The 18,056-nt window shown below is 54.8% G+C and carries 9 protein-coding genes, 1 tRNA gene and 1 CRISPR repeat array (1 of these 11 only partly in view); of the genes, 6 read left to right on the forward strand and 4 right to left on the reverse strand.

Annotated elements, in window-relative coordinates; translation table 11 throughout:
- Positions 1–192: 192 nt before the first annotated feature.
- Positions 193–1,818 carry a sulfatase-like hydrolase/transferase gene (locus tag PL263_RS02790; RefSeq protein WP_278211601.1) on the reverse strand — a complete coding sequence of 542 codons (1,626 nt, stop codon included), beginning with the start codon at positions 1,816–1,818 and terminating at the stop codon, positions 193–195.
- A gap of 750 nt (positions 1,819–2,568) precedes the next feature.
- Here PL263_RS02790 and PL263_RS02795 point away from each other — a divergent pair.
- Positions 2,569–3,666, forward strand: a complete 1,098-nt coding sequence (locus PL263_RS02795; RefSeq protein WP_278209962.1) for an IS5 family transposase — start codon at positions 2,569–2,571, stop codon at positions 3,664–3,666.
- 67 nt (positions 3,667–3,733) lie between these two features.
- On the opposite strand, the gene PL263_RS02800 is transcribed toward PL263_RS02795, so the two are convergent.
- The 3 genes from PL263_RS02800 to PL263_RS02810 form a co-directional block, all read right to left on the reverse strand.
- On the reverse strand, positions 3,734–4,915 hold the full coding sequence (locus PL263_RS02800) for a putative O-glycosylation ligase, exosortase A system-associated (protein WP_278211603.1): 1,182 nt from the start codon (positions 4,913–4,915) through the stop codon (positions 3,734–3,736).
- A 7-nt stretch (positions 4,916–4,922) separates the two neighbouring features.
- Complete coding sequence (locus tag PL263_RS02805; RefSeq protein ID WP_278211604.1) at positions 4,923–5,894, reverse strand: glycosyltransferase; 972 nt, start codon at positions 5,892–5,894, stop codon at positions 4,923–4,925.
- Between the two features lie 356 nt (positions 5,895–6,250).
- Positions 6,251–6,338 (reverse strand) — tRNA-Ser (locus PL263_RS02810).
- A 273-nt stretch (positions 6,339–6,611) separates the two neighbouring features.
- Here PL263_RS02810 and PL263_RS02815 point away from each other — a divergent pair.
- From PL263_RS02815 to PL263_RS02835, 5 genes are read left to right on the forward strand one after another with little or no spacing between them, the layout of a single operon-like run.
- Positions 6,612–7,028, forward strand: coding sequence for a response regulator (locus PL263_RS02815; protein WP_278211605.1), 417 nt, complete (start codon positions 6,612–6,614; stop codon positions 7,026–7,028).
- 44 nt (positions 7,029–7,072) lie between these two features.
- Positions 7,073–9,097, forward strand: coding sequence for an EAL domain-containing protein (locus PL263_RS02820; RefSeq protein ID WP_278211606.1), 2,025 nt, complete (start codon positions 7,073–7,075; stop codon positions 9,095–9,097).
- A 56-nt stretch (positions 9,098–9,153) separates the two neighbouring features.
- Positions 9,154–12,087 (forward strand): TonB-dependent receptor, encoded by a 2,934-nt coding sequence (locus tag PL263_RS02825; RefSeq protein WP_278211607.1) that lies wholly within the window; start codon positions 9,154–9,156, stop codon positions 12,085–12,087.
- Positions 12,087–12,623: a YfiR family protein gene (locus PL263_RS02830; RefSeq protein WP_278211609.1), complete on the forward strand. Its 537-nt coding sequence runs from the start codon at positions 12,087–12,089 to the stop codon at positions 12,621–12,623. The genes PL263_RS02825 and PL263_RS02830 overlap by 1 nt, the downstream gene beginning before the upstream one ends.
- Positions 12,624–12,642: 19 nt before the next feature.
- Positions 12,643–16,125, forward strand: coding sequence for a response regulator (locus tag PL263_RS02835; protein WP_278211610.1), 3,483 nt, complete (start codon positions 12,643–12,645; stop codon positions 16,123–16,125).
- Between the two features lie 90 nt (positions 16,126–16,215).
- A CRISPR array of direct repeats spans positions 16,216–18,056; the repeat unit is 36 nt; unit sequence GCTTCAATGAGGCCCCGGCGCGAGGCCGGGGAATGC; it runs 2,123 nt beyond the window's last position.

Consider the following 18,056-nt stretch of genomic DNA (forward strand, 5'->3'; position numbering starts at 1 on the left):
TCCGGCATGCTTTATGGTCGGAACTACAAATCTGGCGGCTCGGATGAATCCTTTGTCGGCAAACACTTCCAGTTCGGCAAAATTTGTGGATGCCGGTCGGTACTTAATATTTTCGATTATTGGCACTCGGCAAGTGAGTGTCGAGCCTCTATAAAGTCGCCCATTTTCGCAGAGTACTACGCTTGAGCGAGATCAATGAGCAGCGATTAACGAATCGTTTGCAATGTGTGCATCCAGCAGTAATTTCAACTCTGCAAATATCAGCGGGAATTGATCCGTAACATCGCGATAAGGATCGTTTTCTAAGTCATAAAGTTGGTAAACGGGGCCGTCGTAGGTTGGAATGTAAATCAGTTTCCACTTGTGATTTTGGATAGACCTGTTTTTGGCCTGGATGACGGTAGGATAAAGTTGCTCATTGATTACCAGCGTCCCGGTTTTTTTATTAGGGATATCCAATAACTCGACGATATTTGGATAAAAAATCTGCCGTGGATGTAATCCGGGAATTCGTCCCAGCCAGACTCCGGTTTCTTGGTATGCGAAAAGTTCTGGAGACGTCCGCGTTTCGAGATAGGGCACCAAACTGATACCGTCGATGTTGGCCGGCACCGGCAGGTCCAACAGTTCCAATAAGGTCGGCATCACGTCAATAGAGCGCGTGACCGGTGTAAAATCAATGCCGCTCGGAACGCCAGGGCCTTTGATTATCAAAGGAATCCGGCCGCTCGGGTCGTTGCCGACTAATGTATTTCCCTGTCCCCAGCACCCGGTTTCGAAGAAGTCGGCGCCATGGTCGCTGTAAATAATTATTATCGTGTTGTCGGCCAAACCCGAATGCTCGATGTAATCCACTATCCTGCCAACTTCGTCGTCGAATTGTTTTACGCAACTGTCGTATAAATTATTGATTTGTTGGATATCGAAAAAGTCGGCGTTTTTTTCTTGTTTTTCAATAATTTCTTCGGCGGATGCCAGTCTGGTCATAATAAACCGCGATTCGCCTTTGTAATCCGCCGGTGTAAATAAATTGTAATAAGGATATTCCGAATTGAAGGGAACGTGGGTGGCCGACGTAAATAAGTTAATGAAAAAAGGTTGCGATTTTTGGCCGCAACGCTTTAGATAGTTTCTACACTCGCGTCCCATTTGGCGGGTTAAAGGCGAGCCGGCCAAGTAATAGAACTCCGGTAGAAACCGTTTTCCGAGCGGATTTTTGGTAAATAAAGACAAAACGTTTCTAATCAAAGAAGAGCCTTGCCTTAGTAATAGCTTAATATTCCATTGGTCTTCGGCTACAGAGAGTTCCGAAAAATTAAAACTCAGTTTTGCAAAATCGGCACCACACCAATCGGATATGGCGGCTGTCAGGTAGCCGTGTTGATTGAGCAAATCAATTAATGAGGGTTGGGGCAATTTGCAATCCGATTCGGACGGATAGTTATCGCGTATGCGGTGATTCTGCGGCCAGAGGCCGGTGAGCAGCGAAGTCAGGCTGGGGGCGGTTCTGGCGAGAGGTGTAATACAAGTTTTTAGGCTGACGCCTTGAGAGCGTAATTTGTCTATGTTGGGTGTCAGATTGCGTGGATAACCGTTGCCGCTGATACGATCGCAACGTAACGTGTCGGCCCCTATCATGACAACGTTCATTTTATTTTGTTTGGTCGACTGAATTACGGCCGGTTCTTTTTCGCTAGCTGCCCAGTGAATGTATGTATATAAAGCGGCTAAGCCCGCTATATAAATTAAAAATGACAGTTCGCCTTCAGCGGTTGAAAAATAAAACGCAGATATCCAACCTGAAACAAAAAACGCCAACAGAAAATATTTGCAAAATTTAATTAAATTGGGAGATAAGAGCCTCCACAGAAAGAATAGTCGCGAAAATCGATATTGGAAAGACAGTTGAATGCTTCCCGGGTTATACAGTAGTTGGTGTAAAAAAAAATAAAGGGTAATGATTGTGCTGGAAAAGATGCAGCCCATCAGATTGCTAACAAAATTAAAGCCTATCAGAGTCGACGTTCTCGAAAGAGAATAAACGGCTACGGTACCTGGTAGTGATGTTAGAAAGAATATGATAAATAACCAAAAAATCAGTCTGGCAATGGCGTATAAAAGATAGTAGCCAAATCTTTTTTCTATTTCTCGCTGTATGCCTGGTCCGGTTCTGGAGTAATTACAGAGTGCGAGAATTATAACGGTAAGGGCAAAGCAGAAAGCAATAATGGAACTGCTATAGAGCGATATTAGTGTTTTTTCCATCTCTAATCAATGGTTGAGTTTAAGGCTCGGTCTATGGCTGGTTTTTTGTTCGCTCTAAGCTGTTCGGCAGCGAATTTTTCTTTCTCGGAAAAGTCTCGAAGCGCAAATTGTTTTATTAATACCGATATAAATATTAAATGATAGATCAAGTCCCAATACGACAGGCCAAGAAATGCAGTACCCACCATATAACAAATAATCGACGCTCTAACAGGCTGGTGAAAAACTCCCAAAGCCAAGCAATCCGAGACCGATAACTGCTGGTAAGGGTTAAAATAGGCTATCTAAATTGGAGATGCCCCAATGCGCGGACACGATGCCATCCAACACAGCTGGTTCAGCTATGTCAGCCTGGAAGACCGTATTCCCAAACAACATCCGCTACGCCGCTTACGGCTATTGGTCGATGGCGTCTTGGCCTCAATGGATGCCGTGTTCGCCGAGCGTTACTCCCACACCGGTCGCCCGTCGATTGCCCCTGAAAAACTGCTGCGCGCCTTGCTGTTGCAAGTGCTCTATACCGTTCGCAGTGAGCGACAGTTGATGGAACAACTGGACTACAACCTGCTGTTTCGCTGGTTTGTCGGCTTGGGCATCGACGATACTGTCTGGGAACGCACGGTATTCAGCGCCAACCGCGAGCGCCTATTGTCCGAATCCCTCAGCCGCGAATTTTTCACCCGAGTGCTGGCCATAGCGGAATGGCAAAACCTGGTGTCCGACGAACACTTCAGTGTCGACGGCAGCCTGATCGAAGCCTGGGCCTCGCACAAAAGCTTCGTAAAAAAAGACGGTAGCGGTCCGGATAAGCCCGCCGGCCGCAATCCCGAGGTCGACTTCAGCGGCGAAAAGCGCAGCAACGCCACCCACCAAAGCACGACAGACCCGGAAGCGCGGCTCTACAAGAAAGGCGAATACACCGAGGCCAAACTGCGCTACATCACCCATGCCCTGTCCGAGAACCGTAACGGCCTGATTGTCGATGTCGAAACCACCCAAGCTACCGGCACCGCCGAAATCGAAGCCGCCCAAAAAATGGTCAAACGCCGCGTGCCCAAAGGCGGCAGCGTCGGTGCCGACAAAGGCTACGACCAACCGGCGTTCGTCAACCAACTCAACGCGCAAGACATCAAAGCCCATGTGGCCCGCAAAAAGACCGGCAGTGCCATCGATGGCCGCACCGCTCGCGGCAAAGGCTATGCCCAAAGCCTCAAGCGCCGCAAAATCGTCGAAGAGGCCTTCGGCTGGATCAAGACGGTCGGAGGCCTGCGCAAAACCCGCCACATGGGTTTAGCCAAAGTGGCAGGCCAAGCCTTATTTTGCTTTGCCGCGTACAACCTGACACGGCTGCTGAACTTACTGGTATTCACGCCGAAACCGGCGTGGGCTAAGCCCACCTAGGGCGAAGTGCGCCTGAAGACCGTCCAAAGACGGCGTCAGGTGGATAAAAAGGCCTCGAAACAGAGGCCTAACCGTTGAAACTCGATTTTATGACTGATTTCAACGCGAAAAAATCACGAGAACCGCGGGTAAGGGAAAATAGGCGCGAGTTTTTCACCAGCCTGCTAACCATGGAGCTGTAATGGACAACCCAGTCCATCCCTTCAATCCGTTTTGCCTGCCGTATTAGACTCGTCAAGCTTATAACGCTACCCAGGACCATCGATAACCAGACTCCAAATGCGACAAAGCCGTGTTCGGCAAGCATCTCTATATAGGAGCTATGCCAGTCCCGCATGGTGACATGGATCCAGCCGTCGAATCCGGCACCGGTGAACGGGTGGCTCAATGCGTAGTTCCAGCCGTCGGTCCAGGCTTCGATTCGGGACATCGCGGATAAGTCTTCTTCGTAGGTTTCCAAAGTATGCATGCGTCCGAACCATTCCTCGGGCATAGCCGGTATTACCGCTATGATTCCAACAATCACGATGGGTATCGTCATGAATTTACGCTTACTATTTGAAATTAATATTAACGTCAGCGCGATCATGGTCAAAAGGGCGCCGCGCGACCAAGAAGATAACGAAGCGGCATAAATAATCGGAACGGATAACAAGATGCCGGTTTTAAGCCATTTCTTGGTCAATTCCTTTTCCCAGACTAATAATAGCGGTATGGCCATCAGCATGGCTACTGCGAACAAATTGTTATCTTCGAATTGAGTATTAGGTGGCCCGTAAACCCGATGACCAAATGCGGTAACGATGGCGAAAATACCGCCTTTAACAGCTACAACGCCAATTGATGCGCCTATGGTAGAAATCAAATAATAAAGTTTTTCTCTAGTATTAATTAATACCCAGGTAAAGTAAAAAGGTATAAATATTTTGCAAATAAACCAAAACTTGGTCCATGCAATATCTTGTAGCGGGGCCTGCGTGGTCGTGAAAATAAAATAAACCCAAAGAAATAGGAAGGCAGGAATGCGCCAATCTTTCGGTATTGGCTGTTTATCTCTTGTCGCAATGGTGCTGACAGTGACGACGAGAAACAGTACGTAATATACCGGTAGCGAACGGACAAATCCCCAGGCGTAGGCATGCGGGTTCAAATAGCTGAATATGGCTAAAGAAAGAGCTCCCCACCACGGCTTTTTTAGTGCAGCGATTATGCAGGCTGTTAAAAATATAAGAACAACAATGTCGCGCACGATTTTCTCAAGACTGATTATCTGAATCTAATTCGGTTTGTTGCCATCGCTTGAAATAACCGAATATCAAACCGCTGGAGTGGGTGAAATTCATCAGTTTTCTAATGTTAATCTCCCGGCTTTTTAATGCGGACGTTAACCAAATCGAAAATAACTTGATTGTTTTAAAAATTAAAAAAGGAGGTACGCCAAAATAACTGCGCGGGAATTCGGCTGTTTGGTTATACGCGTTCTTGTATCCCGATACAAAATGTAGTTTTAAAAAATATCGGCGTTTTAACCGCCACGCTTCCACTGAATGAAGTACGACCATATCCGGACGATATCGAATCCGGCAGTCTGCGGCTAGTAAAGCATCAAACATGATGACGTCTTCTCCGCCACCAACCGCCTTTCCGACCCGATCATAGCGTTTGTCAAACCGTAGATGTGGATTGTCGCGAAAAAGGCGCATGTTGTAAGCGATATTTGCCGTCCAAAGCGGAGTTTGCTTGTCACTGATCCAAAACGGCTCATCCCCATAATCAGTCTCAGCCAGAAAGCCCAACAATTCGTCTTTTAGCCATTCAGGCCGGTTTAGGTCGTCGAAGTCGACAAAGACTCTTCCGCCGGCGCAGTCTGCGCCCTCGTTGACGATGGCATCGTAAGCGGCTTCGAGCAAACCGGGTTGCGGAATCTCGTCGTCATCGATGAATACCAGTATATCCGAGTCGATCGCCTCATTCAGACAACGGTTCCTGGCTGCAACTATACCGGGTTCCGGTTCGGTCACCCAGCGTAACCGGATTCCGGGTAGAGCGCACAATTCCTCTAACACCTCAGTCGTTTGGTCGGAACTGTTATTGTTTACTACCAATATCTCGAATGGCGCCGGGCAGGTTTGCGAGCGGATTGCTGATAGCAATTTAGCTAACCTGCCCGCCCTGTTATACGTGCAAAATGCGTACGTGACTGTTTTGGCAGGTTGAAGATGGTTCATGTTTCTGATGATGGATAGAGTCCGATTCTGTTTAAAAACGGATTTGCGTTTCCGTCAATGTATTGAAAATAAATGGCAAAGTGTAGCGTCATGCTGGCGAGCGCTACGCTAAAGTCAAGCGTATGATCCGGCTGTAAGGTGCGCAGCCGCATAACATTGTAGACAAAACAAACGTTTCGATGGATTGGCGTTGGCTAATGTGCTGCTGCGTAGGCGTATTTAGATGCACAATGCGAGTTTGCTGCGCGCAGCTTTACTGGATTCAGCCAGCTGATAGCGATGCCACAATAAAAAACCCGCGAAACCATGCGGTTTGCGGGTTTTTAAAGGGCCTGATCCGTGGTCGGATCAAAGTTTGGCGGAGAAAGAGGGATTCGAACCCTCGATACGTTTCCGTATACACACTTTCCAGGCGTGCGCCTTCGACCGCTCGGCCATCTCTCCAAAATCTCGGTCAGTCATGGCGTGCTAATGTTGTACGTTGGCATGCAGCTTGCTGACTTAAGCGCAATAGAATAATTCATACGGCGGGCAATTGCAATCGAGGAGTGTGTTCCTGTCACTGCCGGGTTGCCGGCGTTACGAGATTCGGTCTGGACTCAGCGTTGACGAGAGGCTCCCAATTGCGGTGCGGCGGAACATTGGCTAACCTTGTTTTGTAATTATGTCGCTTAAAGATCAGCGGTATATCGCTTCGCATTGACTTCCTTACTGCTCATGATCGATACCAATCCCGATAAGCCCCGAATTTTGATTGTCGACGATGTTCACGAAAATCTGCACACGCTACTGAATATTCTGCGTGGAAAATATGCGATCCAAGCGGCGACCAGTGGCAGTAAAGCTCTGGAGATAGCCGGCCACGTGCCGCCGCCAGATTTGATATTGCTGGATCTCATGATGCCGGAAATGGACGGTTACGAAGTGTTGCGACGCCTGCGGAGCCAACCGGGTACCGCTGGCATTCCGGTGATTTTCGTGACGGCCGCCGCCGAAGTCCAGGAAGCGGGCCGCGGGTTCGCGCTCGGTGCCGTGGATTACGTGACTAAGCCGGTAGTGCCGGAAATCTTGATGGCCCGGGTTGAAGTACACTTGGAGCTGGCCGCCTATCGGAAACGTTATGGGCGACTATAATTAGGGAATTTTAGCCCACAACATCCCCCACGCCGATTACACCAATGAGCAGAGACGACTGTGCAGTGCCTAGCGCTAGGCCCACCATTTTGGTTGTAGACGATTTACCCGAAAACATCCACGGTCTCCTCGAAGCGTTGAAAGACGACTACAGTATTCTGGTTGCGACCGACGGCCCCAAAGCGGTGGAGTTGGCACAAGGGCCGACGCCGCCGGATCTGGTACTACTGGACGTCAAAATGCCCGGAATGGACGGCTACGAAGTGTGCAAGTGGCTGAAAAGCAGTCCCAAGACCTGCAACATTCCGATCCTGTTCGTGACGATCGTCGACGCATCCGGCGAAAAAATTCGCGGTTTTTCCTTGGGCGCCGCCGATTTCATCACCAAGCCGTTCGATATCGACGAGGTCCGCGCCAGAGTCAAAACCCACCTCGAACTCGGCCGTCTGCGCAAGGTGTTGGAAGGCCGCGTCGAGCGGCTAAACGAATACAAGCACGCCGCCGACGTCTCCAATATCGTTTCCAGAACCGATCCGCAAGGCGTGATCACTTATGTCAATGATGCCTTCGTCGAAACCTACGGCTACTCGCGCGAGGAGTTGATCGGCAAAACTCACCGGGTGATCGCCGACCCGAGTACGCCTCCCGGCTTGATTCGCGAGTTATGGAGCACCATCCTGTCCGGCGCCATATGGCGCGGCACTTTTTGCAATTTAAGCAAATCGGGCGAGGAGGTTTACGTCAACAACACCATCGTGCCGATTCTGAATGCCGACGGCAGCATCCGCGAATTCATCTCGACCAGCGTTAATGTCACTTACCTGATCAAGCAGGAAGAGCTGATCCGGCAACAGACCACCGATGCGTTGACCGGCTTGCCGAACCGGGTCAAGCTCATGCAGGATTTGGGCAAAGCCTCCAGCCGGGCGATGCTCGGCATGATTAACATCGACCAGTTCAAAGCGATTAACGATTTCTACGGTTTGTGCAACGGCGACAAAGTCTTGCTCGAAATTGGCGCCCGCTTGCAAAAAATGACGGCAGGGCGTGCCTCGGCCTACCGGATCGGCGGCGATTTATTCGCCCTGTTTTCCGAAAAGCAGGGCGACGCGGCCGGCTTCGAAAGCTTGATTGCCACCATACTTAATCAGTTGGAATCGGTGGCCGTCGATTGCGGCGACGACAAAATCAATATCCGCGTCACAGCCGGCATCTGTTTCGGTCGGGACAACGCCTACACTCATGCCGCTTTGGCCTTGGAGCGGGCGCGGATAGAGCGGCGCGATTATTTGGTGTACACCGACCAGATGGAGATTAAATCGCATTACAAAGACAACATCCGCTGGAGCCAGAAGATCCGGCGCGCGTTGACCGACGGCCGCATCGTGCCGTTTTTTCAACCGATTGTCGATAATGTCAGCGGACAGGTCTGCAAGCACGAGGCCTTGATGCGGATGATAGACGAGGACGGCGAGGTTATCGCGCCGACCTTTTTGCGGGCGGCCAAACTGTCCAGGCAATACGCGGCGTTGACCAAAGCGATCTTCGAACAGGCCGTAGCCATTTTGGACAAGTGCAGCGGCGAAGTCGCGATCAACTTGACGGTGGAAGATATTCTGGACAGTAACACCGTGGCCTTCATCGACCAAAAACTGTCGCAACCCGGTGTCGGTCCGCGGATTGTATTGGAAATTACCGAAACCGAGGGTATCGAAAATTACGAAGAAATACGCCTGTTCGTCGACCGGATGAAAACCTACGGCTGTAAATTCGCAATCGACGACTTCGGCAGCGGCTACTCCAATTTCGTGCACTTGCTGCGCTTGAAAATCGACTATTTGAAAATAGACGGCTCGATCATCATGAGTATCATCGACGATCCGGATTCGGAAACCATTGCTCAAGTTATCGTCGATGCGGCGCGCCGTTTAGGCATGCGTACCGTGGCCGAATACGTCGGCAGCGCCGACATTCAACTCAAGGCCAAGCAGCTCGGTTTCGATTTTTCTCAGGGGTATTACTTGGGCAAACCGCTGCCCAAGCCCCTATCCGCGCCAGATGCCGATTAAACCGCAAACTCTCGGGGCCTGAACGGCGGCTGCGGGCACTCAAACCGGAACAAGGAATGCATCGAAAAACGCCCCGGTTAACCATCGCACTAGCCTGTTACGGGCTGATCGCTTCGACGGCCAGCCGTGCCGACGTCAGCGCGGCCATGATTCGCGGCCAAGTGCTGCCCGGCGCTGGCATTAGCCCGGCCGGGGCTCAAATCATCGTCACCAGCTTGCAACGCGGCTTCTCGACCCGCACCTTTTCTCGCGATGACGGCTCCTATGTGCTGATGGCGTTAAAACCCGGCCGTTACCGGCTTTCGGTGCAGGCACCGGATGGGCGGCAGACCTCACAGGAGTTGACCTTACAGGTCGGCCAGACCGCCTTACTCGACATTTCGCTCGATCCGGAAAGCGCAGCTGCCGCCGGCAATCCGGCCGAACAGAATTCGTCGGAACTGGCGACTTATCTGACGCCGGAGCAAATGCAGCGTTTGCCGCAAGTCAACCGCAATTTCCTGAATTACGCCGATCTGGCCCCCGGCGTCAATGTCGTCAACGGCGAGGACGGCGCCACCCGGTTGCAAAGCGGCGGACAGCGGCCGGACAGCGTCAACCTGTTCATCGACGGCGTCAGCCAGAAAAACTACGTGGTGCGAGGCGGCGTGGCCGGCCAGGATTCCAGTAAGGGCAACGTGTTTCCGGAATCGGCCGTGGCTGAATACAAGGTAATCAGCCAGAACTATAAAGCCGAGTTCGACCAAGTCGCCGCCGCAGCGGTGTCGGTTCAAACCAAATCCGGCGGCAATAGGTTTCAGGGAGAAGCCTTTTACGACCATACCAACCAGGATTTAAGGGCCGCCACCCCCAGCGAACAGCTTGCCGGCAAGCGCGATACCGAACAGGCGCAGTATGGCGTGACCTTGAGCGGGCCTATCATCAAGGACGTGGCACATTACTTCATGGCCTACGAGCGCAAGGTCAACGACGATTTCGCCAAGGTTGCCGCAGGGGACGGCGGCTCGGTTCCGGCCGCCTATCAGCCCTTGTTGGGTGAATTCAACCGGCCGTTCGAACAAGATCTGTTTTTCGGGAAATTGGATTGGGCGATTGGTACCCGGCATTTGATCGAAGCCACATTTAAATTCCGCGACGAGACCGAGTCGTTGGGAATCGGCGGCATCAATACGCAGCCTTATGCGCTGGAAAAAGGCAACAGCGAGAAACGCCTGGATTTCAAATACCAGTACCGGGCCGAACATTGGGTCAACGAAGCCCGTTTTACCTACGAAGACGCCAATTGGCAGCAAACGCCGGCGGAAAATTCGCCGGGCATAGTGCTGCAACGCTTAGACGGCAGCCTGCTGGCAAATACCTTGTCCAGCCGTGCCGTGCTGAATGCCGGCGGCTCCACCAACTATCAGCAGAAGGGCCAGATCGGACCAGGCTTGCAAGACGATTTGACCTTTAGCAACTTACACTGGTACGGCGACCACGTCGCCAAACTCGGCGTCAAACTGAAACAGATCGAACTCAGCGCGCTGGAGCGCGATCCGTATCACCCGCAGTTCAGTTTTAACCTGAACAACCCGGCCGGCAATCCTTACCGGGTGCGCTGGGCGTCGGCGCTGGCCGGCGCCGGCGACGGCAGTACTGCCAGCGACGTTACCCAGTTCGGGGTTTATCTGCAGGACGACTGGCAGGTCGACAAGCATTTGAGTTTGAATTTGGGTCTGCGCTGGGACTACGAGTACAACCCGGGTTATCTGAATTTCGTGACGCCGGCCGACGTTGCCGGTGCGTTGCGCAACTGGAGCAACATTGCGAAAGCCAACGCCGGTTACGACATCGAAAATTTCATCAGTAGCGGCGACAACCGCAGCGCGGACAGCAACAATTTCGCGCCGCGCCTGGGTTTTGCCTACGACTTGCTGGCCGACCAGCGCCACATTGTGTTCGGCGGCTTTGCCAGGGCCTACGACCGCAATATTTACGACGTTTTGCAACTGGAACAGACCAAAGGCACTTATCCCGGCTACAGCGTCAATTTTCTGGGCGATCCGAACTACGATTGCGCGGCGGCGGCGGACTGCATTCCCTGGAATCCCGCGTATCTGAATTACTCGCCGGCGCAGTTGACGGCGCTTACCGGCGCCGTTCCGGGGACCAGCCGCGAAATCAATTTAGTCCGCAACAACCTGAAAACCCCGTTCTCCGACCAATTCAGCCTGGGCATGCGCAACCGGATCGGCGACTGGTTCGCCGAAATCGCGTTCTCGCACGTGGTTAGCTACAACGGTCTGGTCGGGCTGTTGGGCGGTCGCAATGCCGACGGCAGCTTTTTCGCGCCGGGATCGGCTTTCGGCGGCACTTTTCAGGCATTGCCGGGCTACGGCCAAGTGATATTGTTCGATAACGGGGTGCAGACCAAAACCAATTCGATCTTTCTGAAAGCCGAAAAGCCCTACCGCAAGGACAGCGGCTGGGGCATGACCTTTGCCTATACCTTTACCGATTCGGAAGAGAATAAACCACAGTCTTTTGTCGATAACTTCAGTTATCTGTTCGCGTATCCCAACACCCATGGTGTCGGCTGGCTGGACACTGCCGGGGTGCGTAAACATAAAATCATCGCCAGTGGCAGTGTGGATTTGCCGTGGGATTTGATATTCTCCGCCAAGTTAACCCTGGCCACCCCCGAGACCCGTTCCGGCATCAATTGCACCGGCGGCGGTTGCCGCTTCGATACTTTCACCCCGCGCGGCGAGGACTTTATTTTTCCGGGCAATTGGTGGGGTTACCGCCAGGTCGATGTGGCGTTGATCAAAAGTTTCGATACCCCGCGCGACACCCGGATGAAGTTGCGACTGGACGTTTTGAATCTGTTCGATTTCAAAAACTATGCGGCGTTTAACTCGGATTTCGCTTCGGCCAATTTCGGCTCGCCGCTGGGTAGCTTGGCCGGCCCCGGCTTAACGCTGAAACTGACTGCGCGGTTGGAGTTTTGATGTCCGGTTTCGCTTCGATAACTGCGCGATACGGCAGCCGAGTGGCGCGAGTGCTGGGCTTGGCACTCGGCTTCGCCACCCTGACCGGCTTTGCCGACGAATTGGCCGAGGTCCGGACCAAGGCAAATTACCTGTATAACTTCACCAAGTTTGTCGAGTGGCCGGCATCGGCCGGCGATGCGTTGCATATTTGCGTGGTCGGTTCGGAAGCGGTCGTCAACGTCTTGAGCGATTTGGCCAGCCGCGATACCAAAGGCCGGCTGTTGCAAATCTGGTCGGGAGTCGACGATCCGCACGTATGTCAGATCTTGTACGTCGAGCGCACAGTTGCGGAATTGCCGGCATTGATGCGCGAGGTCGGCGGCAATCCGGTGTTGACGGTCAGCGATGCCGACGGTTTTGCCGAGCGGGGCGGTGCCATCGGTTTTTACCACGAGAACGGGCAAGTCAAGCTCAGCGTCAATCCGGATGCTGCCCAAAAAGCCCAATTGAAAATCAACGCTATGCTGATGGAAATAGCCCGTATTGTCCGCTGATGAGCGCGAGAATCTTGCCATGACCGATATCAAACGCGATATGAACATCAAGACCAAATTGGTGCTAATCATGTTGGCTACCAGTTGCGTGGCGTTAGTGCTGGCCGGAGCCGGCTTCATCGCTTACGAACATATCCGCGTCAAATCCGATATGGACCGCGATATACAATCCCTGGCACGGATTGTCGCCAACCGCAGCACGGTGGCGCTGACTTTCAACGACAGCGCCGTCGCCTCAGGCACCCTGGCCGCGCTCAGCGTAAAAAGCAGCATTGTCTCCGCCTGCATTTACGACCAGAGCGATCATTTGTTTGCCGAATACCGCCGCGACGAGGCGTGCCCGCCGCTGTATCCGGGGCTGCTGGGCGACGATGGCGTCGTGGTATACGACCGCTACAGCAATATCGGCGAAGACATCGTCTGGGACGGCCGGACGCTCGGTAAAGTCTGGATCAAAGCCAGTCTGGACGAACTGATCGGCTTGTGGCGCAAGTTTCTATTGGCGGCTGCGGCGATCATCGCTTTGTCGGCGACCATCGCCCTGATACTGGCGTCCCGCTTGCAGCGGGTGGTTTCGGAACCGTTGATGCGACTGAAAAAAACGGTCGAAACCATCAACAGCCAAAAAAACTATACGCTGCGTGCGGCGGTGGACAGCGACGACGAATTCGGTGCCTTGAACCGCGCATTCAACACCATGATCGCCACCATTGAGGCGCGCGACCGGGAGCTACTGGCCGCCAATCGCCAGTTGGCCGACAACGAAAAACAATTGGCGGGTATCAACGAAGCCCTGGAAGAACGGGTCGAGGCGCGCACCGCGGAACTGGCCGACACCAACGCCAAGTTGGCGCACAACAGCGTGATGCTGGCGACGGTCCTGGACAGCATGTCGCAGGGACTGATCGCGTTCGATGCCGATCTGAAATTGCTGGTCTGGAATAGCAAACTCAGCGAAGTGCGCGGTTATCCGGCGGCGATGCTGCAGGCCGGGCGGGACTACGCCGAGTTTGTTCGCTTCGATTCGGCGGACGCAGCCTTGCGCTTCGAAAATCCTGACGGTGCCTTGGGCGAGTTTTTCCAGGAGGTCAGGCAATTCCGGCAGCACCGCTTCACCGGTACCCGGCTGGACGGCCGCGTGATCGAGATTGCCGGAGGTCCAATAGCGGACGGCGGCTTTGTCAGTACCTACGAAGACGTCACCTTGCGAATCCAGGCCCAGGCGGCATTGAAGGAGGCCCGCGACGCCGCCGAATCGGCGACTCAAACCAAAAGCCAGTTTCTGGCCAACATGTCGCACGAGATCCGCACGCCGATGAACGGCGTATTGGGTATGCTGCATTTGGCGTTGCAAACCGATTTGAATGCGTCGCAACGCAATTATTTAGCCAAGGCGCATAGCTCGGCCCGGGCGCTGTTGGGCATTTTGAACGACATTCTGGATTTCTCGAAAATCGAGGCTGGCAAGATGGTGCTGGAATGCATCGAGTTCCGCTTCGATAGTGTGGTCGAGCAACTGGCCGACATGATCGGTTACCAAGCCGGCCTGAAAGGCATCGAGTTTTTGATTCGGCACGACCCGCAAATCCCGCCGGTGCTGGTTGGCGACCCGTTGCGCTTTGGTCAGATTTTGACCAACCTCTGCGGCAATGCCCTGAAATTCACCGACGCCGGCGAATTGGAATTGGCGTTTTACTGTACGGCCAAGACCGAAGAAACCCTAGACTTGCGGATTTCGGTGCGCGATACCGGTATCGGCATGTCTGCCGCCGACAAAGACAAACTATTCAAGGAGTTTACCCAAGCCGACCAAGGCACCAGCCGCCGCTTTGGCGGCACCGGCCTGGGTTTGGCTATTTGCAAAACCCTGGTGGAAATGATGCACGGCCGGATTTGGATCGAACATTCGGAGCCGGGCCGAGGCACCACCTTCTGTTTTACCGTGCGAATGGGCGTGGCCGGCGAAACCCTGGCCCGCCAGCAGGCAATGGAACGCAGCATCGGTGCGTTGTTGGCGGACGTCCGCGTCTTGGTCGTCGACGACAATGCCGCCTCGCGGGAAATCATCTCCGACATGCTGCGGCCGTTTCATTTGCGGATCGATTGCGCCGCCAGCGCCACTGCCGCGCTGAATCGGATCCATCAAGCCGGCGCCGAACCTTACGACGTGGTATTGATGGACTGGAAAATGCCCGGCATGAACGGCGACGAAGCCATCCGCCGGATTCGGTCGGATACCGATTTGGCTCAGCAACCGAAAGTGATCATGGTCACAGCCTACGGCAGCGAAGACGTGATGCATGCCGCCGGCCGCGCCGGTATCGACGGTTTTTTGGTCAAGCCGGTATCGCCGTCGTCGCTGCTGGACGCGATTTTATCGGCATTGGGCCGCGGCCGGGTGCAAGCCATGGCCGACAAGTTCAAACAGCTTGGAACCGGGGCTGCCGGCGATGCCCGCCAATTGCAGGGCATTCGCCTGCTGTTGGTCGAAGACAACGAAATCAACCGCGAATTCGCCTCGGAATTGTTGCGCAGCCACGCCATGCAAGTCGATGAAGCGGTGAACGGGGAAGAGGCGGTGATCATGGTGCAGCAGCAGAACTACGATGCGGTATTGATGGACATCCAGATGCCGGTGCTGGACGGCTTGCAGGCCAGCCGCCGAATTCGGGAGCTGGCGGAATTGACCGGAGACCGGCGTTACGCCAAAGTCCCTATCATTGCAATGACAGCCCATGCGATGGCGCGCGATGTGGAAAAAAGCTTGGAGGCCGGAATGAACGACCACATAACCAAACCGATCGACCCGGAGCGGCTGCTGTCTGCGCTGGCAACCTGGGTGGAGTTGCCGCAACGCGTCGCCGTCGGCAGCGAAATTCCGGCAGCGGAACTCCCGGCCGATTTGGCGGCCTTGGCGGCAGTGGACGCTGCCCAGGGCATACGCCGCATCGGCGGTAACGCCGACGCCTATCGTAAACAACTCCATCGTTTTGCCGCGCACTATTCCGGTACGGTAGCCGAAATTCGCGGCCTGATCGACGCCGACCAATTGAAAGCCGCCGAAGAACGTTGTCACGCCCTGAAAGGCGTCAGCGGCAATCTGGCCGCAGCGGCCTTGTTCGACGCGGCCGCCGAAATCGACAAGCAATTGAAACAACACCAGCGCCCCGACTCGGCAGAACTGCAACGCATGGAAACCTTGCTGGCCGATTTGCTGGCGGAAATTGCCAAGCTCGCGGCAACCGGCACTGCCGGCCCGGTGGCGGACAGCGGCGCAGCCACACCGCCGGCCGATGTTGCTGCGGTATTGGAAAAGCTGGCGCACGCCTTGGAACACGATCTGGGCGCAGCGGAAGATTTGATGGAACAACTACGCCGCAGCCTGACCGACAACCGCTACCGCGATGCGGTCGCCGAAATCGGCAATAAACTGGACCGGTTCGCAATCGACGACGCCCAAATCCAATTGGCCGAATTGCGTCTGCTGATAGGGCAGGGCTAGCCGTCTATTCCAGCTGGGGTAGGCAAGGTGAAACCGTGTCGCCGAAATCGCTAGCCCGGTTGCAGGTTTGCATCCCCCTTAAATCGAAATGTTTCAATGAGGCCCCGGCGGGTGGCCGGGGAATGCGCGCGCGGCTGACGCGGTTGATCGCCGCGTCGTAATGGCTTCAATGAGGCCCCGGCGCGAGGCCGGGGAATGCGCGACCAACCAAGGGAACTGGGGCTACAACTCATACGAGCTTCAATGAGGCCCCGGCGCGAGGCCGGGGAATGCACAGGGACCAAGAGCGGGTACTGGATGACCACCGTGAGCTTCAATGAGGCCCCGGCGCGAGGCCGGGGAATGCCTCCTGCATCAGGATTGGCATTCGTCACGCCATTGAAGCTTCAATGAGGCCCCGGCGCGAGGCCGGGGAATGCGCTGGAGGCTTCCGGTTGTCGGATGGCGACCACCATGCTTCAATGAGGCCCCGGCGCGAGGCCGGGGAATGCTCGCGGCATCGTTGCGGGGGTGGCTAAAAATGGACAATGCTTCAATGAGGCCCCGGCGCGAGGCCGGGGAATGCTGGATTCAATTGCTGCCGATCATTCAGCAGACGATGGCTTCAATGAGGCCCCGGCGCGAGGCCGGGGAATGCGGCTCAGGTCCGGAAACTGGTCCAGCGCACTAGCTTGCTTCAATGAGGCCCCGGCGCGAGGCCGGGGAATGCGCGGCAATGCTGGTACAAATTCGCCCGGTTGATAAGCTTCAATGAGGCCCCGGCGCGAGGCCGGGGAATGCTTACTCGTCGCAATGGCTACAGCCATGTTTTACGATCCGCTTCAATGAGGCCCCGGCGCGAGGCCGGGGAATGCGTCCAGGTGCGCGGAAACCGTTTTGATGCTGATCGCGCTTCAATGAGGCCCCGGCGCGAGGCCGGGGAATGCAGCAGTCGTGCGGTTGGATAACTGCAGCACCTGTCTTGCTTCAATGAGGCCCCGGCGCGAGGCCGGGGAATGCGCCGTCCAGCTCAACTGAGCGCGGATCGTCGTAGACTTTGCTTCAATGAGGCCCCGGCGCGAGGCCGGGGAATGCTTCTTCACTTCCACGCTCCATGTAATCCCTTCTGGACGCTTCAATGAGGCCCCGGCGCGAGGCCGGGGAATGCGTCCCAACGCCGCCGGCCGCACATCAGCAAGCCCCGTGAGCTTCAATGAGGCCCCGGCGCGAGGCCGGGGAATGCATCAACAAAATCCACGTGGCTGCGGGCCATAGAAATTACTGCTTCAATGAGGCCCCGGCGCGAGGCCGGGGAATGCAAACCGTCGAAGTCGAAATAGGCGAAAACGTATTCGCGGCTTCAATGAGGCCCCGGCGCGAGGCCGGGGAATGCTCAGCCGATTACCGACGCGCGCAACAATTACATTAAGCTTCAATGAGGCCCCGGCGCGAGGCCGGGGAATGCGCATTTCGACCAGTTGGGGGACGCCTACCCAGTCACCGCTTCAATGAGGCCCCGGCGCGAGGCCGGGGAATGCACGAAATCATCATCGGCGACGGTTGGCAAAACACCGCGCTTCAATGAGGCCCCGGCGCGAGGCCGGGGAATGCGGCGAAACGGACAGACCCCGCGACCGAACAACCAGGCTTCAATGAGGCCCCGGCGCGAGGCCGGGGAATGCGTTAGCATCCATAGCAGCTTCTCGCGCCGTCCGACTTGCTTCAATGAGGCCCCGGCGCGAGGCCGGGGAATGCTTTGCTATGGCCGAAATAGCTTACGCCAGAGCATAGCTTCAATGAGGCCCCGGCGCGAGGCCGGGGAATGCCTGACCGAGACGCTGGCAAAGTTGCTGAAGGTATTGCCGCTTCAATGAGGCCCCGGCGCGAGGCCGGGGAATGCGTCGGCGTCGAAACAACCACACGCGCACGGGGTTGGCTTCAATGAGGCCCCG

It is taken from the genome of Methylomonas sp. EFPC3, from assembly GCF_029643245.1.
Lineage (GTDB): Bacteria > Pseudomonadota > Gammaproteobacteria > Methylococcales > Methylomonadaceae > Methylomonas > Methylomonas koyamae_B.